At 61.6% G+C, this 20015-nt stretch carries 24 protein-coding genes; 4 read left to right on the top strand and 20 right to left on the bottom strand.

The window, feature by feature from the left end; genetic code table 11:
* Nucleotides 1-2: 2 nt before the first annotated feature.
* The 20 genes from CQ13_RS14225 to CQ13_RS14135 form a co-directional block, all read right to left on the bottom strand.
* A complete protein-coding gene (locus tag CQ13_RS14225) occupies nt 3-1115 on the bottom strand; it encodes a CgeB family protein (protein WP_057843467.1) in 1113 nt (370 codons plus the stop codon).
* Nucleotides 1112-2203 (bottom strand): CgeB family protein, encoded by a 1092-nt coding sequence (locus tag CQ13_RS14220; protein WP_057843466.1) that lies wholly within the window; start codon nt 2201-2203, stop codon nt 1112-1114. Before CQ13_RS14220 ends, CQ13_RS14225 begins: the two co-directional genes overlap by 4 nt.
* Nucleotides 2200-3342 (bottom strand): CgeB family protein, encoded by a 1143-nt coding sequence (locus CQ13_RS14215; protein ID WP_057843465.1) that lies wholly within the window; start codon nt 3340-3342, stop codon nt 2200-2202. The genes CQ13_RS14220 and CQ13_RS14215 overlap by 4 nt, the downstream gene beginning before the upstream one ends.
* Entirely contained in the window at nt 3339-4487 is a 1149-nt protein-coding gene (locus tag CQ13_RS14210) for a glycosyltransferase family 4 protein (protein ID WP_057843464.1), read from the bottom strand. Before CQ13_RS14210 ends, CQ13_RS14215 begins: the two co-directional genes overlap by 4 nt.
* Nucleotides 4484-5575, bottom strand: a complete 1092-nt coding sequence (locus tag CQ13_RS14205) for an NAD-dependent epimerase/dehydratase family protein (RefSeq protein ID WP_057843463.1) — start codon at nt 5573-5575, stop codon at nt 4484-4486. The genes CQ13_RS14210 and CQ13_RS14205 overlap by 4 nt, the downstream gene beginning before the upstream one ends.
* The gene (locus tag CQ13_RS14200; RefSeq protein ID WP_057843462.1) at nt 5572-6687 is read right to left on the bottom strand and encodes an NAD-dependent epimerase/dehydratase family protein; all 1116 of its coding nucleotides are present in this window, start codon (nt 6685-6687) and stop codon (nt 5572-5574) included. Before CQ13_RS14200 ends, CQ13_RS14205 begins: the two co-directional genes overlap by 4 nt.
* A gap of 211 nt (nt 6688-6898) precedes the next feature.
* A complete protein-coding gene (locus CQ13_RS14195) occupies nt 6899-8146 on the bottom strand; it encodes a phosphopentomutase (protein WP_057843461.1) in 1248 nt (415 codons plus the stop codon).
* The gene (locus CQ13_RS14190) at nt 8118-8624 is read right to left on the bottom strand and encodes a class I SAM-dependent methyltransferase (protein WP_197427336.1); all 507 of its coding nucleotides are present in this window, start codon (nt 8622-8624) and stop codon (nt 8118-8120) included. The genes CQ13_RS14195 and CQ13_RS14190 overlap by 29 nt, the downstream gene beginning before the upstream one ends.
* A complete protein-coding gene (locus CQ13_RS14185; protein WP_156433666.1) occupies nt 8582-9016 on the bottom strand; it encodes a cupin domain-containing protein in 435 nt (144 codons plus the stop codon). Before CQ13_RS14185 ends, CQ13_RS14190 begins: the two co-directional genes overlap by 43 nt.
* A 95-nt stretch (nt 9017-9111) precedes the next feature.
* Complete coding sequence (locus CQ13_RS40995; RefSeq protein ID WP_082637456.1) at nt 9112-9273, bottom strand: hypothetical protein; 162 nt, start codon at nt 9271-9273, stop codon at nt 9112-9114.
* 2 nt (nt 9274-9275) lie between these two features.
* Nucleotides 9276-9827: a GNAT family N-acetyltransferase gene (locus CQ13_RS14180; protein ID WP_156433665.1), complete on the bottom strand. Its 552-nt coding sequence runs from the start codon at nt 9825-9827 to the stop codon at nt 9276-9278.
* A 225-nt stretch (nt 9828-10052) separates the two neighbouring features.
* The gene (locus tag CQ13_RS14175; protein WP_057843457.1) at nt 10053-10355 is read right to left on the bottom strand and encodes a glycosyltransferase family protein; all 303 of its coding nucleotides are present in this window, start codon (nt 10353-10355) and stop codon (nt 10053-10055) included.
* A complete protein-coding gene (locus tag CQ13_RS40990) occupies nt 10346-10795 on the bottom strand; it encodes a PIG-L deacetylase family protein (protein ID WP_057843456.1) in 450 nt (149 codons plus the stop codon). Before CQ13_RS40990 ends, CQ13_RS14175 begins: the two co-directional genes overlap by 10 nt.
* Entirely contained in the window at nt 10755-11186 is a 432-nt protein-coding gene (locus tag CQ13_RS40985; RefSeq protein ID WP_197427335.1) for a PIG-L deacetylase family protein, read from the bottom strand. The genes CQ13_RS40990 and CQ13_RS40985 overlap by 41 nt, the downstream gene beginning before the upstream one ends.
* 43 nt (nt 11187-11229) lie before the next feature.
* On the bottom strand, nt 11230-12165 hold the full coding sequence (locus CQ13_RS14160) for a glycoside hydrolase 5 family protein (RefSeq protein WP_057843454.1): 936 nt from the start codon (nt 12163-12165) through the stop codon (nt 11230-11232).
* Complete coding sequence (locus tag CQ13_RS14155; RefSeq protein WP_057843453.1) at nt 12158-12928, bottom strand: TIGR04290 family methyltransferase; 771 nt, start codon at nt 12926-12928, stop codon at nt 12158-12160. The genes CQ13_RS14160 and CQ13_RS14155 overlap by 8 nt, the downstream gene beginning before the upstream one ends.
* Nucleotides 12925-13740, bottom strand: coding sequence for a nucleotidyltransferase family protein (locus CQ13_RS14150; protein ID WP_082637455.1), 816 nt, complete (start codon nt 13738-13740; stop codon nt 12925-12927). Before CQ13_RS14150 ends, CQ13_RS14155 begins: the two co-directional genes overlap by 4 nt.
* Before the next feature lie 2 nt (nt 13741-13742).
* Complete coding sequence (locus tag CQ13_RS14145; RefSeq protein WP_057843452.1) at nt 13743-14837, bottom strand: CgeB family protein; 1095 nt, start codon at nt 14835-14837, stop codon at nt 13743-13745.
* Nucleotides 14834-15415, bottom strand: a complete 582-nt coding sequence (locus CQ13_RS14140) for a histidine phosphatase family protein (protein WP_283807507.1) — start codon at nt 15413-15415, stop codon at nt 14834-14836. The genes CQ13_RS14145 and CQ13_RS14140 overlap by 4 nt, the downstream gene beginning before the upstream one ends.
* 28 nt (nt 15416-15443) lie before the next feature.
* Entirely contained in the window at nt 15444-16520 is a 1077-nt protein-coding gene (locus tag CQ13_RS14135; RefSeq protein WP_057843552.1) for an inositol-3-phosphate synthase, read from the bottom strand.
* Nucleotides 16521-16591: 71 nt separating this feature from the next.
* Between CQ13_RS14135 and CQ13_RS42925 the strand changes: the two genes are divergently transcribed.
* The 4 genes from CQ13_RS42925 to CQ13_RS14120 all read left to right on the top strand — a co-directional run bounded on the left by CQ13_RS42925 (nt 16592) and on the right by CQ13_RS14120 (nt 19341).
* Complete coding sequence (locus tag CQ13_RS42925) at nt 16592-16753, top strand: hypothetical protein (protein WP_156433664.1); 162 nt, start codon at nt 16592-16594, stop codon at nt 16751-16753.
* A gap of 126 nt (nt 16754-16879) precedes the next feature.
* Complete coding sequence (locus CQ13_RS14130; protein WP_057843451.1) at nt 16880-17164, top strand: hypothetical protein; 285 nt, start codon at nt 16880-16882, stop codon at nt 17162-17164.
* Nucleotides 17165-17380: 216 nt separating this feature from the next.
* A complete protein-coding gene (locus tag CQ13_RS14125) occupies nt 17381-18235 on the top strand; it encodes an SIR2 family NAD-dependent protein deacylase (RefSeq protein WP_057843450.1) in 855 nt (284 codons plus the stop codon).
* A 491-nt stretch (nt 18236-18726) separates the two neighbouring features.
* Nucleotides 18727-19341, top strand: a complete 615-nt coding sequence (locus CQ13_RS14120) for a hypothetical protein (RefSeq protein WP_057843449.1) — start codon at nt 18727-18729, stop codon at nt 19339-19341.
* The last annotated feature ends 674 nt before the right edge of the window (nt 19342-20015 follow it).

The following is a 20015-nucleotide window of genomic DNA, read 5'->3' as shown; positions in this document are numbered from 1 at the left end:
GGCTATACCCGCGCCCGTACGGCTTCGATGGGCGCTATGCGGGCAGGACGGTCGATCACCTCCCTTACGTATCGCTCGAATTCGAGCGCGCGATTTTCGGCGGTGTGACTCTTGAGCGCGCGATCGCGCGCGGCGGCTGCAAGGGCGCGCCGTCGGATTTCGGACGTGCCGGACAGAATCTTGACGACGTCGTCGCTGTCGGCGGCGAGAAGAATCTCATCCTCCGGCGTAAAGAAGTCATCGATGCCTGGCCAGATGTCGCTGATAACCGGCACGCCGCACGCCGCCGCCTCGAACAAGCGAACGCTGGGCGAATAGCCTGCCGCCGCCATGTGCTGCCGGGTCAAGTTCAGCGCATAATGAAGGCTGCAATAGAATTTAGAATGTGCGCCAGGCGGCAGATGCTCAATATATTCGACGTTCGCCGGCCAGTTCAACGTGCCCGGATATTGCGGTCCGACGACGACGAAGCGATGTTCTGGGAGCCGGCGAGCGGGCTCGATCAAGAGCTGCTCGAGCAACGGTTGGCGGTCTTCGCTGTAAGTGCCGATGTAACCCAGCATCCACTGCTTCGGCACCTCGACCGGCTTGTGAATGTTGACGTCCGCCGCGCAATACAGCGCGTAGGCTCGCGGGCTGCCATAGATGCCCTTGATCAATTGCAGCGTCGGGCCGCCGGTGAACGAGAGATACATGTTGAAGCGCGGAATCAGCGACGGACTGATGTATTCCGCGCTGTTGTCGGTCAGCTTGCTAATCGTCACCGGAGTATCGATGTCGTAGAAGATGGTAACGCCGCGGGCAGTGCTCGTAATCCAGTCGCCAAGCGCGATGCCGTCCGGAACGAAGGAGCCGAGCACGACAACGTCGGCGCCGGCGACCATCGCGCCGTATTGCTGAGATACGCGCCTCAATGAATCATAGAGTTTGATCCGGCAATATGGCGCACTTCGCAAGTCCCGATTGTCACGATACCAGGGCACGTCGCGCTCGAGAAACGTGATGCGGTGGCCGCGCGCAGCAAGCGCCTTGGTCAGCGCGCGGTAGGTGGTGGCATGGCCATTGCCCCATGACGAAGTGATCGAAAGTCCGAACATCACAATGTCGAGCTTCATTCCGCCGCCTCTTTGCCGTTCGTTGCGAGGTTCATGACCTTCATGACTTGCGCTGCCCGCTGGATGTAGGTGTGTTGGTCGAGAACGTGCCTGCGCGCCGCCTCGCCGATCCGCCGCGCGCGTTCCGGTGTCAGGGTCTCGATCGTTCGGACCACGTCCTCGGCGCTCTTGACCAGGAGAATCTCCTGGTCCGGCGCAAGGAACTCGTCGATGCCGTCCCATGCGTCGGTAAGTATGCAGGCGCCGGCGCCGGCCGCTTCGAAGATGCGGGTCGGCGGTGAAAAGCCGAACCGCGCCATGCTCTCGCGATTGATGTTCAGTGTGGCCGATCCCGAGCAAAAGAAGGCGTTATGAGCGCCGCTGCCGACGTGGCCTGCGATCGTGACGTTGGCCGGCACCGGCTTGCTTTCCCATCCCGCTCCCCCAAGCAGGAAACGGCGCTTGGGAAGCATTTGCGCGGGCCGGAGGAAGAATTCCTCGACCCTGGCCTCGCGGTCCGGCAAGCGGTTGCCCAGAAAACTGAGGTCGCCCGCGTAGTCGGGCCGCGGCGTAACGGGGTGATGGGTATCCGGGTCAACGGCGTTGTAGATCGGGACGCATTGGCGTGCGCCGAATTTGCGATAGGTCTGAACCACCGGATCTCCGCCCCCATAGGTCAGGACCAGATCGTAGCGAGCAATCGCGAGGCGAAGGTGATGGTTGTTATCGGCGGCCATGCTCTCAAGTGTTGCCGGAGCATCGACATCCCAGTAGATCGTCATCAGCCTGGCACTAGCGAGATCGACTATCGCCAGATCGAGCGCCTCATCGAATACGCCGACGCCGCTTGCCTTTACGATCAGGTCGGCGCCGCGCGTTGCTTCTTCGATCGCATGCCGCCATCCATCTTCCGTTGCAGGATACACCACCACGCGCGCCCAGTCCGGGTCCGGAATGTCCCGATGCCGCTGACGGTCGAACGCATCCGGCTCGTAGAATGTGATCTCCTGGCCCAGCGCGGCAAGCGCCTTGAGCAAGCCGCGATAGTAGGTCGCGGCTCCGTTCCAGTACGACGACACCAGGCTCGATCCGAAAAATGCGATCCTCATGCGACGGTCCGTTCGGTTGCGGCGCGTGTGTCGGCGCGTGGTTGCGTGATTTTCGCCCCCAATTCGGCCACGATGGCGAGCAGTTCATGCACGCGATGCGCACAGGTGTGGCGCGAACGGATCGCGCGCAGACCTCTCTGCGCCGTTTCCGCGGCAAACGCGCCGTCCCGCACGAATGTTCGCAGCGCTGCGGCTACCGTCTCGCCGTCTTTCACCTTGATGTAACTATCCGGCGGAAACAGTGCCTCCGTATCATCCCACGGCGCGCTGATGAGCGGGATTGCGCAGGCGAGGGCCTCGAATACCCGGATGGTAGGAATGCCGGGAAGCGCGGCGACATAGGGCCGGCGGGGCACGTGCATGGTAACGCGCGCGCGCCCAAAAGCATCGGGTACACGATGATTGGGAAGCCAGCCGCGAAAATCGATTCCGGCCACCTGCAGTCGTTCGCGTACGTCTGCGGGATAGCGGACTCCGAATATGCGGGCACTAATGCCGGTCCGCACGACCGGCCCGACAAGAAACTCCTGCAGTTCGCGATCGCGCTCGTCGTCGCCCCAGTTTCCGATCCATACCAGGTCGGCCTCGGTGGCGACGCGCGCTTGAGGCCGGAACAGAGCGACATCGGCGGCTTCGTGCCAGGTGAAAGCCCGACGTCCCCACCCGAGGCGCTGGTAGACCTGGCGCAGCACCTCGCCGAAGGCGAGAATCGCATCGTAATCGACAAGCCGGAAATGGGCGATCTGGTGTGCGGCCGTCGCGGCGCGATGGTGTGTATCGTGAAACAACAAGATAAATTGTCCGCCGTCTCGTCGCTTCTTGCCGAGTGCTTCGATCAGCGATGGCTCATTCCATTCGTGAGCCAGCACCACATCAGCCTGATCCAATGCCTCGTCGAGGTCGAGCCTTGCCGGATCGTAGCTTCGCAACACCGCACCCGACACCAGCGAAGACGCTTCACGCAGACTTTCGTCGCCTCCGTCCTGCATCGCGTTGAGCCGGCTCCAGCCGTCATACGGTTCGTAAACCGTAACCTGATGTCCAAGGTGGAGCAGTTCGCGGACAATTCCGCGCAGGAAATGGGCGTTGCCGTGATTCCAGCATGACAGAAACGAATGATAGAACATCACGAAGTTCATAGCCGTGCCTCGGCCGAATTTGGGTGTGGCTTCCGCTTAATCGTGCGTCCGCCAGAGGAAATATCCTCGTACAGCTCGATGTAGGCAGACACCGTTTCGCGCAGCGAGTAGCGCCGCGCCCGCCGCGCCGCCCGGTGCTGCAGTTCCTCACGCAACGCTTCATTGCGCGTCAACGAGGCGAGCGCGGCCTGCCACTCGGCCTTGTCGCGCGCATCCACGAACAGCGCCGCTTCGTCCCACAGCTCGCGAAAGCTATCGATATCCGACAATACGAGGGCACAGCCCGCTGCCGCCGCTTCCAGAACAGCCAGACCGAACGGCTCGTAGACGGCCGGCGATGCCAGGATGGAAGCGCGCTGCATGGTTTCCAATAGTGCGTCGTGAGATAGTTCGCGCAATCCCTCGCTGTGAGGCAAAGCTGCGGCCGAGGCGTTGTCGCTACCAACGCTGGTGGCTCCGATCGTGTGAATGGGCCATGGCACGCCTGGTGCGATATCGCCCAATACCGACAGATTCTTCGCCTCATCCCATTGTCGCCCGGCTGCCAGAATGAAGGGCTGCTTTCTTGCGCGAGAAGGGTAGGGTACGATCCCGTTCCAGATTGCCAGCCCGCGACTGCCGGGCCGATACAGCCGAGAGATCGTGTCACGGAACGCGCCCGTCGGCGCCACCCATCGGTCCGCGGCAGCGAGACCGGCATGCACATGCGCCATGTATTCCAGCCACCGTGGCTCGGTAGGCTCTTCGTCGCGACAGGCGTGCCACCAGGACCGTACGCAGGAATGGGCAACCACGACGACGGGAGAACGCCATTCGTACATCGCCTCGCGATAGCTGTTGAGGTGCACGACATCCGGCTGCACACGGCGTTCGATCGATGCCAGCCGGTCGGCGGCACGTTCGCTATCCAGGCCTTCCGGATCGATCCATTCAAGGGCAAGATCGGTGATCTCGAGCGTCAGCCCTGAAATGCCCGTGACGGCATCAAGCTGATCGCCCCGTGGTTCGGGGCCGAGCGTCACCAGAACGACCTCGAATCCCTTTCGACACAGAGCCCGCGCCAAGGTCGAGGCGTAGATCCACACCCCGCCGACGGCGTCGGCGGTCATCAATATACGCAGTGCTCGACCCTGTGGCGGCGTCATGGCCCGGCCTCCAGTAGCTCGGAGGTGGCCGCGTTGCCGCTCACGTGGCGGTCCAGCCAACGTTCGATCAGGCGCAGACCCTGCCGAATCGAAACGCGCGGCTCCCAACCGAGCGCGCGCGATACCGCGTGAACGTTGGAGACATACCAGGGCTGGTCTCCGGGACGCCACGCCTCAAAGCGAACTTCGGGCCGTTTGCCTCGCAGCTCGGTGATGTGGGCCAGCAATTCCCGAAGGCTGATCGCGTTGGCAGGTCCGCCTCCCAAATTGAAAATGCGGCCGCGAACGTTGTCGATGTTGTCGAGCGCCCCGATCCAGGCGTTCACGGCGTCGTCGACGTATAGCGCGTCGCGGACCTGGTGGCCGTCCCCGTAGATCGTGATCGGTCGCTCCTGAATGGCCTGGAGCAGGAAATGCGCGATCCAGCCCTGGTCTTCATTGCCGAACTGCCGCTGGCCGTAGATGCAGCTCATGCGCAGCACGACCGACCGCAGGCCGAACACGCGCGCGTAATCGCGGACGTACTGATCTGCCACCCCTTTCGAGCATCCGTAGGGGCTATAGAGGTCGAGCGCAGCATCCTCCGCGATACCGTCGGCGAACTTCGGATCGGCGGGGACGTAGCGGCCGTCCGCCCGATGAACCTCGGACGAGTCAAGCAGCTTGCCGTAGACCTTGTTGGTGGATGCAAAGACGATGGGCGCGCGCGGATTGCGTTGGCGAATCGCTTCAAGCACGTTGAGCGTCCCGCGGCCGTTGATCTCGAAATCCGAGATCGGATCCTCGAGGCTTGTGGTGACGGCAACCTGGGCGGCTAGGTGCATGACGGCGCCGGCCGCAGAGACCAGCTCATCCATCGCATCGGTGTCGCGGGTGTCGGCGACCTCGATTGCGACATTGTTGCCGAATCGATGTCGCAGCCAATCGGCATTCTCCTCCGATCCCTGCCGCGACAGGCTGTCAACCGCTACTATGCTGCGACCGCGTGCGGCAAGGCCGGCCGCGATGTTGCAGCCGAGAAATCCGCAGCCGCCCGTCACCAGCACGCGATCCGAGGTTCCTTTGATGTGTGGACCGGCGACGTTCATGCCACGAGCCCTCGATCTTCCAGCTCGCGTGTCGCGGCCTCCACCGAATCATCGGCGGCCTGACCTGCGAGCCATTCGGCGAGCTGGCGCAGACCCGTTTCGAATTCGACCTGCGGCGCATAGCCAAGCTGGTCGCGCGCCTTGCCGATATCAGCAAAGCAATGACGGATGTCGCCTGCGCGATATTTGCCGGTGACACGCGGATCGAGATGCGACCGACCGCTCACGCGCGCGAGATCGCGCGCCACGGAACTGATGGAACGGCGCTCGCCCGAACCGATATTATAGACGTCTCCGCCCTCGTTCTCGCATTCGAGCGCAAGTTTGCAGGCGCGCGCGACGTCGTGCACGTGGACAAAATCCCGGCACTGATTGCCGTCCTCGAATATCAGGGGCGGGCGGTTGTTGAGCAGCCGCGAGGCAAAGATCGACAGCACGCCGGTGTATGGATTCGAAAGTGCTTGCCGCGGTCCGTAGACGTTGAAGAATCGCAATGCTACTGTCGGAATGCCGTAGGCTTTACCGATAATCAGGCACTGCCGCTCCTGGCTGTATTTGCCGAGTGCGTAGATCGAGCTCAGCGAGGGCGGCTTGCTTTCGGGAGTCGGCAACGGGGTTAGTGGCGCGCCATCGTCGTCGAGAATGTCCCAGCCGCCGCGACGGAGCTGCTCAATCGGCCGTTCCGGCGGCGCGACGATCTCTCCGTCGGCGCGCCGAGCGAGGCCCTCGCCATAGATGCTCATCGAGGATGCGCACACGAGTTTCTCTACCGGCTGGGCGGCGAGCGCTTGCAGCAGTACGGCGGTGCCGAGATCGTTCGTCGTCGTATAGGAAATGATTTCGTACATGCTCTGACCAACACCGACGGCGGCCGCGAGATGGATCACGGCATGCACACCGGCGAGGGCGCGCTTGACCTGATCTGCGTCGCACACGTCTGCGACGATCAACTCGGCGTCCCGCGAAAGGTAGGTCGGGTGCGCGCCTTGCCCATGAACCTGCGCGGCGAGCTTGTCCAGAATCCGGACCGAGTAGCCGGATGAGAGCAGAAGGTCGGTGATGTGGGATCCGATGAAACCTGCGCCACCCGTGATCAGTACGCGTTTTGACATGGTCGCTCCGAAACGTCTGCTGCCGCCGTTCCTGCGAGACGGAATCGTTCGTCGAAAGAAAATGCTTCGGCCAGGTGGTTTGGCCCAGTTTTCAGAGCGAACGTCGAACGAAAATGTTTGTTCCTGAATTTGTGAACGACGTGTTGCTAGCGGCGGAGTGATTGCCCTTTTCGATCTTAACCAGCCTTCCGTCGGCGCGCCGGTTGAAGCGTCATGCTGCGAAATGTCGGCTAGCCAACATATCGCGTGCCGTGCCTGTCGGCGTCGGGCCCAACGCCAGATGTGCGGCGACCGCGGCAGTGACGTCAGCAAAGGTTTGGCGCCGGCCAATCGACCCAGATCCGATCAACGGTCCGAACAGCAATACGGGGACCTGCTCACGCGTATGATCGGTGCCGCACCAGGTCGGATCGCAACCATGGTCTGCGGTGATGATCACAAGGTCGCCAGCGCGCATCTTCTGTCGAATAGTAGGGATGCGTTCATCGAACTGTTCCAGTGCGGCGGCGTATCCCGCCGGATCGCGCCGATGGCCATGGATCGTATCGAAATCGATGAAATTCGCGAACAACAGCCCGCCGTCGGACAGCAAGTCCATTCCCTCCAGCGTCCTGTCAAACAACGCCGCATTGCCGTTTGCCTTGAGCACGCGTCCGGTGCCGGAGTGCGCGAAGATATCGGCGATCTTCCCGACGGTAAGGACGTCACGACCTGCCATCGTGGCGCGGTCGAGCACGGTCGCGCAGGGGGGCGGGACCGAGTAGTCGCGGCGGTTCCCGGTGCGGGTAAAACCATCCTGCGACGAGCCGAGGAAGGGTCGCGCGATGACACGTCCAATGCGAAGCGGATCAACCAATCGTCGCGCTATCAGGCAGACGTCGTAAAGCCGCTCAAGCCCGAAAGCGGCCTCGTGCGCGGCGATCTGAAAGACGCTATCGGCCGACGTGTAGCAAATGGGTTTGCCGGAATTGATATGTTCGTCGCCGAATTTCGCGATGATCTCGGTGCCCGATGCATGGAAATTGCCGAGCGTACCGGGAAGATCGGCCTCGTGGCACAGCTGTGCAAGCAGCTCCGGTGCGAAGCACGGCACTTCGCGCGGGAAGTAACCCCAATCGAACGGGACGGGCACGCCCGCCAGCTCCCAATGTCCGGAGGGCGTATCCTTTCCCTTGGAAACCTCGGCAGCACAGCCGTAACGCCCGATCGGAGCGGCATCGGTTTCCAGTCCAGGCGGCACGCGGCCGGTCGCCAACCTGCATGCTTCACCCAGGCCAAGCTGCACCAAATGGGGCAGTCGGAGCGGACCTGCACGCAGCGAGTCCCGGTCGGCATCGCCGCGCGCGCAGGCCTCGGCGATGTGACCGACCGTATCGGCGCCCTCGTCGCCGTAACGGGCTGCATCGGGAGCGCCGCCGATACCGACGGAGTCAAGCACGAGTATGAACGCGCGAGCCATCGTGGTTCTTTCCTCGACGATTAGCGACGAGCCAACTCCGGATCATTTCGAACGTTCCTGTCCGTCGGATTTCTGCAGCAGAAAGCAGGTGCCATCCCAAAGCGAGAACTCCCAGGGATGCGCTGTAGCAGATGCTCAGTCCCATACCCCGCGCGAGATTCCGCAATTCATTCAGGTTACTGGCGGCATCGCCGTGGTAGGCAAAATTCAGGATCAGCAGGTGGCCGTCGGGTCGCAGGACGCGAGCCGCCTCGCCGACGTGGGCTTGCGCGAGACCGGACATCACCAAATAGGGAAAGACATCGACCGCACAGATGAGGTCGATGCTGCTGTCCTGAAAAGCCGAAAGATCCCGGCCTGAGGCGCGAACGAAGAGCGTGTTGGCGTATCCGGCGCAGCGCTCGCGCGCAGCCTGAAGCATCCGCATGGAAACGTCTATCCCAATGGCGGTTCCGACATGCTGGGCAATGGCCGCCACGATGCGCCCGCTGCCGCAGCCCCATCAAGTACGCAGGCCCTGGGCGTCAGCAACTCCCGCGACTGCATCCACCGCAAGATTTCGACGGTCGCGGCGTGTAAAGGATCGGTCCGGCCAAGGCAGTAAAGCGCGACGCTTGCTTCGGACGAGGCCTCCACTGCGCGGTCGAAGACTGCACCCCATGCGTCCGGTGCCCGCTGCGGATACTCAGGCGCCATGTCATCGAGCGTCCGCATCACCGCCTTGACGCTGGCGAACGCATCGGGCGTCCGGTCCCAGAGCTCGCGCATCTGGTTTAGCCGTCGCAGGGCGTCGCCAGCGTCATCACGGCCGTAACTGCAGATGACGAAATCCAGCGCTCGACTGGCGTCCTCCGCACACCGGGCGGTCATGCACATCTGGCCGAGCGCCACGTTCGCGGGCGTGAGGCCGCGCGCGCAGCGAAGCGCGGCGCGATCAGGCGTTCGTCGACGGGGCTCGCAGTTTCTCAGGCGACATCATCGACCTTGTCAGCGATGCGGTAGAGGATGCGCTTCTTGTTCCAGTGGTTGCGCGCGCCCCACTCATATTTGTAGGGCTCCCGGCCGCGGAGGAAGTGGAAGGTTCGTGCGCCTTCACGCGCGGCCTCAATGATGGCGTGTTCAAGCAAGATTACGCCGGGCGATTCGAATGCATAAGCGGGATCGAAGCGCGTGAGATAGCTGTCTCGAACCCGTCAAAGTTCGAATTGCAGTTGGCGGCTACGATCTCGATCGGGCCACGCCGTCCGGCGTGGTTACGGGCGGTGCGCAGCGCGCGGCGCTTGCGAGCCGGAAATGTCCGTTGCAGTTCGGGAACCGTCGGCGGCAGGACGAGAGCAGGGCACGCGCTGGCATTACCCGTGTTCGCAGCGTAGCCGACCGGGGTCGCCATTCGCAGCGCATAGGCGTGGGGCGGCAACTCGGTAAGTTCAACTTCGTCGCAGATCTCGGCATCGGCCAGATGCGATCCTAGTGCCGCCAGTACCGGCTCTTCGAGTCGGGGTGCGATCAGCACGTCGCGATAGTCCGTCACAGGGAAGCCCATCGGCAGAGCCCGCCTGCCGCGGCGGCAGTGCTCGCAGTAAAACGGGGCGAGCCCGACCAGACGGCCGTCGAGCCGGACGGCAACGACGCAGAGTTCGCCCGGCGCGAAGTTCGTCCGCCAAGGCACTAACCAGGCCACCAGAGCTCCCACCATTCCGGCACCACAGCCGCCAATTCGACCCGGTCTGCGATTGTGCGGCATGCGCACGATCCTGTCATAACGCACCCGCCTTTGCGCGCGCCGAGCCGAACCTGGCCAGTTGCTCGTAAACGGCTGCATAGCGTTGCATCGTGCGCTCGAGCGAGAACCGCTCGCGCGCTGAGCGACGGCACTCGTCCGGATTCTCGACCGGAAGATGGAGCGTCACAAGTCGACGCCGTGCAGGTGAATGATGTCGACCGGCCAGCGGCCAAGCGCCACCGCGATGGCGTCGCGGTGATGGCGTTGCGCCGCCTCGATTTCAGCCCGATGCAAACTGCCAGTTGCCCGGGAAACCGAAACGTGAATGCCGACCGGACGGGAGCCTTCGCAGGCAATAACGATCGAACGGTGGCCGGAGCGCTCCAGCGCCTCGTCGAGTCGATAGAGGATTTGTTCAGCTCCACCGACCGAGTCGGGGCCGACTGGTGCAAAGGGATACGCGATATGAAGTATCGTCAAAGCCATCGGTCGCCTGCCAGACCTATTTCGTCCAACGCTGCACGCGAATGCACGAGCCAATCCTCGCCGGTGATGTCCCAGTCGTAGCGCTCGTAGAGGAGTTGTCCTTGATTGGGCAGCGTGGCGAAGTCGTAGGCAGGAGCCCGTCGGAAATATTCAAGTTCGACGTGGAAAGCCGGCAAGATCGCGCGTTGTGTCGCATGTGCCGTCAGCATGCGGCGCTTCAATCGTCGCTCGCTGTCGTTCAGCGGGATTGAGACCGCCGGGCAATCGGGTTGACGCGAAAATTGCTGTGTCGCCCAACCGTTGCTCTCGGCATGATAGAAGGGCATCTCGATAATGCCCAATTGTTCGCCGCGACGTCGCCGCAGCGCTGCAACTGCGTGTATGGCAAACGCCGTAGCGTCATCGTCGGGATAACCGCCTTCGAACGCATGCGTCAGCACGACATTGATGCTGCGGGCCGTTAATCAGAGAGTAAATCGAGCGCGTGAGATCCGGCAGATGAAGCGCGGCGGCCTGATCGAAGAAGCCGAGCTCGATAATTCGGCTTGCCGGAACATCCGCGAGGGCCATCGCGCTACAGAGTTCGCGAATCCGGGCAGCCGCGTAACCATCCACGCTCGCGTGGCTATGCGCCTTCGCATCCCCGCCATCGCGCGGCGCGCCATTGGTTACGATGATGACGGTAACATTGTCGAGGCGTTGAAGCTGGGCCCCGCAGCCGATGGTTTCATCGTCGGGATGGGCGACAATGATCGCGACCTTGTCCGCTGCGATCCGGGGACGTTCGGGATCGCCAAGGCCTGTCGAGCAGCGCCTGGCTGGCTTGATCAAGCTGAACCGCGTCTGGCTCGGCAATCGTCATGGTGCACAGCTCTCACGGATCTGGGATGGCTGATGCCAGCGGCTCTCTTGCCTTGACATGCGGGCTCGCATAGCGGTGGGTCATTGCAGCACAGAACTCGGCGAATTCCTCCGGTAGCTGCGGAGCGCTGGTGTGATGGGGCGCGATGCCGCGATGTTCGGGCGTGAAGCAATAGGTCAACGTGACGTCGAATTCGGATAGTGCTTCCATTTGGCGATCGAACCAGGCGAGCGCGTTGGGGCGAAAGCTGTCGGCCCAAGACAGACCCGTGCGCAGATATCGCACGCCCAATCGCCTGAGCCAGGCAACCCCCTGGTCGAGACGATGGTCCTCGAAATGAAACCACTGGCATATGCCGAGCGCAGGCGCATGGCGCGGGAAACGCTCTGCGGCGATCTTCGGCGAGCCATCCTCCCGCAATAGGCCCATGGAGAAATGGCGGTAATAGGAAGAGCCCTCGGCCTCCTTATGCCGCGTGGTGGCAGGCCACGCGCGCGGCAGATCGTAAAGACTGTACCAGTGAACGCGCGGCGACTGCCCGATCAGCAGTTCTGACGTGCGATCGAGTCCCCAGGCTTGCACCTCCTCGGCGCCGAAGCTTGACACGCCGACCTCGGAGACCCAGACTGGAAGACTCGTAACGTTCCTGATCTCCGCGATTTTGGCGGGCCATTCATCAATCTGCCAGAGATTCCAGTCGAGCGGAAAGCCGTGCACGGCAATCGCATCGACGTGATCGAGCACGCCTTTCCCGGTCATGTTGGCGATGAAGGCGGGATCGATCGGTGAGATGCCGCCAAGCACGCGGGGGAGCGACGGATTGACCTGCGCGATCGCCTTGCCTGCACCGATTGCCATTTGGGCAAACCGGCTCCAGTCGGGATCAATTTCCGGATCCCAATGCGATTTGTTATTGGGTTCATTCCAGATCATGATGGCTTCAATCATGTCGGACGACCTCACGCGCAATTGGCTGCTCTGATGCCGCCTGGGCATCAGCCCGACGGCAGACATAGACCTCATCTTCAGGGTGCACAGCTACCTCGAAGCCGCTGCTGCGAAGCATCGCTTCGACACAGGCACGGTTCGGAATCCACCAATTGGTCGGATCATCGGCGTAGCGATGCTCCACGAAATGCAGTTTAGGATAACCGGGCCTGTCGAAATGTTCGTCTTCCCAGAAGTCATAATCCCGCTTGATTGGCTCGACGGTGCTGCTGCCGCGCAGCATCGACTGGAATATCAGCAGATTGCCGGCGACGTGTTCATGTATCAGATCCAGCGCGAGCAGCGGATGCCGCAGGTGGTAGAGCACGCCCATGAACAGCACGATGTCGAAGCGCTCGCCCAGCGTGCTTACGTCGTAGATTGAGACGTTGCGGAATTCGATATCGAAATCGTTAACCTCGGCCGCAAACCGGGCCTGACGCAGATAGCCCTCGTCGGAGTCGATCCCGAGCACCCGCGCTGCGCCACAACGTTTCATCTCGATCGAATAAAAACCGGCATTGCAGCCGATATCGAGGACAGTGCGGCCTTCTATCTCGGGCTCGATTGCCTTGGAAAAGCGGCGCCACTTCACGGATGGATAATCGCCGAGAAAATGTGCGGGCGCGGTGCTGACGCCTCCGAGCTCGATGTTGTGGAACCAGGGCCCCAACTGCTCAACGTGCCGCCGGATATCGTTGGTGGTGAAACGCGGATTGCTCATTGCCTTCCAACCCCGTCCTGTAGCGTCGCCCAGCTCCCGGGCCGATTGCGAAGCGCCGTTGGGGGTAGATCGCCGGGCTGAGGCGATCTGTTCTGGATTTCCTGGAGCAGACTCATGGCCGCCCGGTAGCCGTGCAGGGTGCCGAGGTCGACATAGGCCTCGCCGGCTTTCACCGCTGCAGCTTCGCCTCCCTGAGCCAGATAGGCGTTCACCAGCGTGCCGAAATACTCGTCAGTTCTGTTCCGCGACAACCATAATTGCCGCAGCACTTCGAAAACGCGTCCCGGCATTTTGAAGGCACCCCAGATCCAGTTCGAGGCGGCATCCGCCTGCTTGACCTGGATTTCGCGCACGCGATCCTCATCGAGAACGACGGCATCGAAGAACTCGGGCTGTTCGACCGGAAACAGCAGAAACGAAAGAATGTCGTCGGGCAACTTGGCTAGTCCATTTTCAGGAAACCAGATGGTATCGGGCAAGCCGATGACGACCGGCGCGTTGCAATCGATGACTGGCTGGGCTGAGAATACGGCGTCGCACAAACCGATGGGTTCGGGCTGAACAACATAGGCGATGGGCGTGGAGCCATAGCTCGCGCCAAAATATTCGACGATGTCGGATTTGCCCGGCGATATGACAAAGCACACCTTGTTGACGCCGCCGCGAATCATGCGGTCGACAAGATATTCGCTGACGGCGCACGGACGCTCGATGCCGCCTTCGGTACGGCTACCGACCGGCAGCAGTTCCTTCGAGAAGGCGAGCGGCTGGATTCGGCTTCCACGTCCCGCAGCGGGCACAATTCCCCACATGGTCATACCCTCTCGAGTTCGCGGCTTGGCGACGGCGGCACGGCGGTCAGCGCGGCAACCAGTTCGTTAGCCCTTCGTTCCGATGTGTGGGCAGCAAGCGTATGTTCGCGCGCCGCCGCCGCAATGCGGTCGATTTCCTTATCGGAAAGCTCAAGGGCGGAAAGCACGTCGGATGCATCGCGCGCTACCAGGATTTCATCCCCGGGCGTGAAGAATGTCTCCAGGCCTTCCCAAAAGTCAGAAACCACCGCGACGCCGCAGGCGGTGGCCTCGAACAGTCGGCCTGAGGGGCACCAGCCCAGCTTCGCCATCGGCTGACGTGTGACATTCAGCGTGAGGCGCGACGAGGCGTAAAACGCGGGATGTTCGTTAGGCGGCAGATGACGAACGAAGAAGATATTGGCGCACCAGGGAAAATCCTCCGGGTACTGTGCACCGCCAATGACGAAACGAAGGTCCGATCGCGCCTTCGAAGGGGCGATAAACAGTTCATTGAGCATTTCCTGACGGTCGGCGGAATAGGTCCCGAGATAAGACAGTGCGAACCGCGTTTCCGTCGCGGCCGGCACGGGACGATGCACGTCGGGATCGACATGGCCGTAGAGCGGGACGACCCGGCGCGCGCCGAGGCTGTTTTGGAGTGCATCGAGCGCACCGCCGCCGGTGTAGCTGAGCACGAGGTCGAAATCGATGAGTCCGCGCGCGCCGAGATAGGGAACGGCATCGCCACGGCTCAGCCGGGACAGGGTGACCGGCGTATCCAGGTCGTAAAACACCTTGAGCGGGCGGCCTGCAGAAAGCAAGAGATCGGTCGCGACGATGGCATCGGGATCATACGAGGTGACGATGGCTGCGTCCGCATCGCGCAGCTCGCGCCGGGCTTGCGGCTCCACGGAATCCCAGTCCGGGTAGATAACCAGCTCGCCATCCTGCACGGCCAAGAGATCACGGTTCAATGCATAATACGGCGTGTCGCGTTCGAAGAAAACGACATGGTGCCCTTGCCGGCTGAGCGCGGAGCACAGCCCGCGCCAGAGCGTTGCATGACCATTTCCCCAAGATGAGCTGAGCGTGAGACCGAAAATGACGATTTTCATGAGGCAACCGGCTGGTTCAATGCGGTGATTTCGAAGCCGTCGCGCTCGATCGCGAGGGTACTGATCGTGGCGGGCGCGATATCCACCCGGTGAAAATCGTCAAGCGGCAATTTGAGAGCGTACAAGGCAATCGCGCGGATCACCTCGGCATGGCTGCACAATGCCACATGTCCTTTCGGCATTGAGGAGCTTATCCTGGCGAGATGACTGACCGCCCGCATTTGCAGTTCGCTCATGCTTTCGCCGTTCGGCGGACGGGCCGTTCCGCGCATCGAATTCCATTGCGACCAGCGCGGATCTTGGTTGAGCGCGGCGAAAGACCGGCCGGTCCATTCGCCCATGTCCAACTCGTCGATTTCGGGAGAAACTTCGATCGGCATTCCGAGCCGCTGCGCGATCGGCTCGATCGTCTCCTGCGCCCGCGTTTGTGGACTCGACTGTATCAGGTCAATCCGCTTACGACCTAAGCATTCGGCAAGGCGGCGGGCCTGCTCGCGGCCGCGGCTGTTGAGCCGCACACCAGGCGCTCGTCCGACCAGAATATCGTCGACGATGTCGTGGACTCCATGCCGTATCATTGAGAATGTCGTCATGGCATCATCCCGTTCAGCCATTTCCCGCAATGAAATCTAGAGTCCGGCCGCGGGCCTCGTGGTCGGAAAACTGCTGCGGCGGCGACTTCATGAAGTAACTTGACGGGCCGACCAGCGCGCCGCCCATGCCGCGATCGAGCGCCAGCTTGGCGCATCGCACGGCGTCGATAACCACGCCGGCGGAGTTGGGCGAATCCCAGACCTCGAGCTTCATTTCCAGATTGAGCGGCACGCCCCCGAACGTGGTGGCTTCCAGCCGGATATAGGCCCACTTGCGGTCTTGAAGCCAGGGCACATGGTCGCTCGGACCGACATGAATACTGCCGTCGACCAGCGGAACGTCAAGCTGGCTCAGGACAGACTGCGTCTTCGAGATCTTCTTGGATTCCAGGCGATCGCGTTCCAGCATGTTTTTGAAATCGGTGTTGCCGCCGAAATTGAGCTGGTAAGTTCGGTCGAGCCGCACGCCTCGCTCCCGAAACAGATTGACGAGCATGCGATGCAGAATGGTCGCGCCGACCTGGCTTTTGATATCGTCGCCGATAAGCGGAAGGCCACGTGCTTCGAACTTGCTGCGCCATGACGGATTGGACGCAATGAATACCGGGATGCAGTTGACGAAAGCGCAGCCGGCCTCCAGCGCGCGATTCGCATACCATTCGCTGGCCCGCTGTGATCCGACAGGAAGATAGGACACGAGCACGTCGGTTCGCGCTTTTGCAAGGCATGCGGCCACATCGACCGGCGGCTGATTCGATTCCTCGATCTCGTCGCGCAGATAGCGGCCCAATCCATCCAGTGTGGGACCGCGCTTGACGGTAGTGCCGGTTCGTTTGACGTCTGCGAAACGGAATGTGTTGTTGGGTTCGGCGTAGATCGCATCCGCAACGTCACGTCCGACCTTTGCCGCACTGACGTCGAACGCCGTCGCAATCTCGATGTCGCGAATATGATACCCACCGAGATCGACATTCATCAGGCCCGGAAGGGGCTCGTTGGCTTGCACGTCCGCGTAATGGGTGAGCCCCTGGACGAACGACGAAGCGCAGTTACCCACGCCGACGATTCCGACTCGAACCTTGTTGGACATGTTTGTGTTTTCCATGCAGACCGGGCCGCTGTGATGAACTTATGCGATCCGAAACGCGTGCACAGGATTGTTTGTTCCTGCTCGTCTCCGCGCTCAGGCGCTTTCTCGGCATCGCTCCAGCCGATTGGAAGATGAGGAAGAAGATGATCAGCCTGAAGATGAAGAAGATGATCAAGATGATGAAGGAAAAAGCTCGGGGGCGGGATGCGCCTCGGGTTGAGGACGACCCATGATTCAGCTACGCGAACGGCGACGGCTGAGGAACGCTTACCCTGCCCATCGATTGATTTGGTCACAAGGTACCGGACGGGAATGGCCGAGGTGCGTGGGCGTCAAGCGGTACAATCAAGGAGATAGTCATGCCCAAAGGTAACGTCACGACTGATCACAAGAAGATACAGAAATGGGCCGAGGAACGCGGCGGCGCGCCGGCGACCGTAAAGGCGACGAAGGGTGACGGCGAGCCGGGCATCCTCCGCCTCGATTTCGAGCCGCGCGATGAAGCGCTCGAGCCGATCGGGTGGGAGGACTTCTTCGAAAAATTCGACAAGGAGGATCTCGCGTTCCTGTACCAGGATCGGACCGACGACGGCAAACTGAGCCGTTTCCATAAATTCGTCAGCCGGTCGTCCGCGACTGAATAGGCGACCGTAGCGGCCGGGACCGGAGCCGCGTGGGTTGCCGAACATCCTACAGCCCTGATCCAGGCAGCATCGCCTGGTGACGTAGACCAACATGCGCCCGCAATATGAAATACGCTGGTCTGACGATGTGACGGCCCGGCAGGGTGCATTGGGCTGTCCGGAACCAACATTGCAGGCCCGTGTTTATCAGGTCTAATCACGGGCAATTGAAAACGGATGCGATCTTCGAAAGCAGTAGAAGCGCGCACATCATCGCCCCGCGACATCCTGGCGGATGCAATCAGGCGACGCCACGCGATTCTTTTTGTTGGTGCAGGCGTCTCGATGGCCGTGGGGCTACCGTCCTGGCAGACATTGGTCGATCATCTGCTCAAAGAACTCGATCTCGACCCCGCAACAATCGAGGGAATGAACGACGGTTACCAGATGCTCGCTGAGTTCTACCGGCTCAAGCGAGGTGGGCTTGGATCTTTGCGGAGCTGGCTGGATCGCAACTGGAAAGTTTCGTCGGATCGAGTCGCATCATCGCGACTTCACAAGCTCATTGTCGAGCTGGGCTTTCCCGCCATCTACACCACTAACTACGACCGCAATCTTGAGACCGCGTTTGAAGTACATAACAAGCCCTACGCCAAGATTGCCAACGCCAGGCAGATTGTGGATGCTGCCGATGGCGTGACGCATATCATCAAATTCCACGGCGACTTCGATGACGATTCATCCTTGGTCCTGACCGAGACCGATTTTCTGGACCGGCTTTCCTTCGATGCTCCGCTCGATATCAAACTTCGCGCCGATGCCCTGGGCCGCACCATCCTGTTCATCGGGTACAGCATGTCCGATCCCAATATTCGGCTGCTGCTGCACAGCATTTGGCAGACGTGGGAACGGTCCGGCCACAAGGACCACCGGCCGCGCTCGTTCGTATTCATGTCGTCGTCGAATCCCGTACAGGAGGCCATGCTGGCGCGCTGGGGGATTACGCTTTTGACACCCGAACGCGGAGCGTGCGTCGATGATGCGCTGGTTGCGTTCCTGGCCGACATTCACGCGAGGGTGCGCCGTTCGTGAAGGCGAGTTGAACAGATCTTCAAAACGGCGCATGCCCTTTCGGCCGGAAAGTACAGTCCCGGCGGCGGCGCCGGGACTGCCCTTCCGGATCGGCTCCGAACGTCCGGGGGCAGACGAGGGGAGCCAAAAGCCAAGATTCTTCGGGTGAGGTTGGTTCCTCGGGCAGCCTGCTTTAACAACCATCTTCACACGCTTATGGCAGACGTCGAAGCCGCGGCGGCTCCGGTGCCATGGGGCCGAAATTCTAGTCTCTTCTCACCTGCTTAAGTGTCGCCGGCGCGGCTAGCGCCAGAATAGCGCGAGCAACAGGATGACGGGAAGTGGAATGCCCAGCAGCCATAGCAGGGCGCCTCTACCGAATGTCATTGTCCGCTCCTCCTAACAAGCTCACAAGGTTCAAACCGCGCAGGCTGCCGGACGTTCCTCAAACAGGAACTGAAGGTTGCCGCCGGCGTTAGGAACAAAATCCATGTTGCTGGAGGGGATTCGCCATGATCTCGCGCACAGTGCCCAACGCTTTTTTCAGTTGGACTTGGTCGGCTGTACTGGCCGGCGTTTTTGCTTCGCTCGTTGTCCAAATCCTGTTGACCATGCTCGGTTTCGGCATCGGTCTACTCGCGGTTGATGTCCCAACGGCCTCGTCCGCGCCGGCAAGCGCCGGCTGGGTTGCGTTCGTCTGGTGGGCGGTATCGGGCATCATCGCCGCCTTTGTCGGTGGTGCTGTCGCCGCAGCCAATTCGCCCGATCAGACCGGCCTCGGCCGAGTCGGCCATGCGCTGGCCGCCTGGGCGGTCACGACAGTTGTCGTGGTAGCGGCCGCGGCGCTGATGCCTGCTTCCGCAACCAGTATCGCCAGCAACCTGGTCGGTCCGTCCTATGCAGCCAGCGCCCGCGTTGCATCTTTGTCGAATGCCCCGGCGCGCGAAACCGTCGGCACCACGGCCAGGGCGCCGACGCAGTCCCAAATCGACGAGGCTCGTAAGCACTTCGCATATGCGATGTTTGCCAGTTTCTGTGCCCTCCTGTTGGGTGCTGGGGCTGCCTACGCCGCGGGAACGGCGACCACAGGCCAGGCCGTCAAGGAAGCGGCGCGACCGGTGACGTGAGAGTTGGCGGGACCGACGGACTGCTGCCGGCGATCCCACCGATGGCCAAAGAGTTTGTAGATGACCGATTCACCATTCTTTTTGGGGAACGGCATGTGCGTCTCGTTGTTCTTCCCTACGTTTTGAATTGAAGCACACTCGTTCGGATGATGAAGCTGCACACACGCCAACTCCTCCGATCGAGTCGCAGCAAGTGCGGTGAGGCGCAGTTCCGGCGGAAAAAATACGAGTGAGGGCCGTAATCGGCGGTCGCGTGGATCGCCGGCGGAATGGGCCTGGTTTACGGAGATGTGGTGATAATGGCACGCAGTCCGAAGAAAAAAGCCGAAACAACCACGGCGGCGCGGCGGACCGCAAAGAGTAGCAAAGCTCTTGCAGGACGGGATCCGGGCATGTCGCGCAGGCCGACCACCCACGCGAAAGTACGCAAGGCCCGTCTCGCGCGGCGAGCCAAGGACGCCTGACCGGCATCCGCGTGTGTGTCAGCCTGCGCTGACGCCTCGCTCGGGCGCGAAGTCGGTCGATGCTTGCCAGTTTCAGTCGAATAGTTGCACGCCGGCGTTCGGCAAGCTCGGCTACGCCCAGTAGCACGCTGACGACAGTCGTTCGCGAGCGGGATTCGCACACGCATCGTCGCCGCAAAAAGCACGGCTGTTCTATCACGCGGTGCATTT

The organism is Bradyrhizobium retamae (assembly GCF_001440415.1).
In the GTDB taxonomy this organism is placed as follows: domain Bacteria; phylum Pseudomonadota; class Alphaproteobacteria; order Rhizobiales; family Xanthobacteraceae; genus Bradyrhizobium; species Bradyrhizobium retamae.
This window is presented reverse-complemented; position numbering and strand designations above follow the sequence as displayed.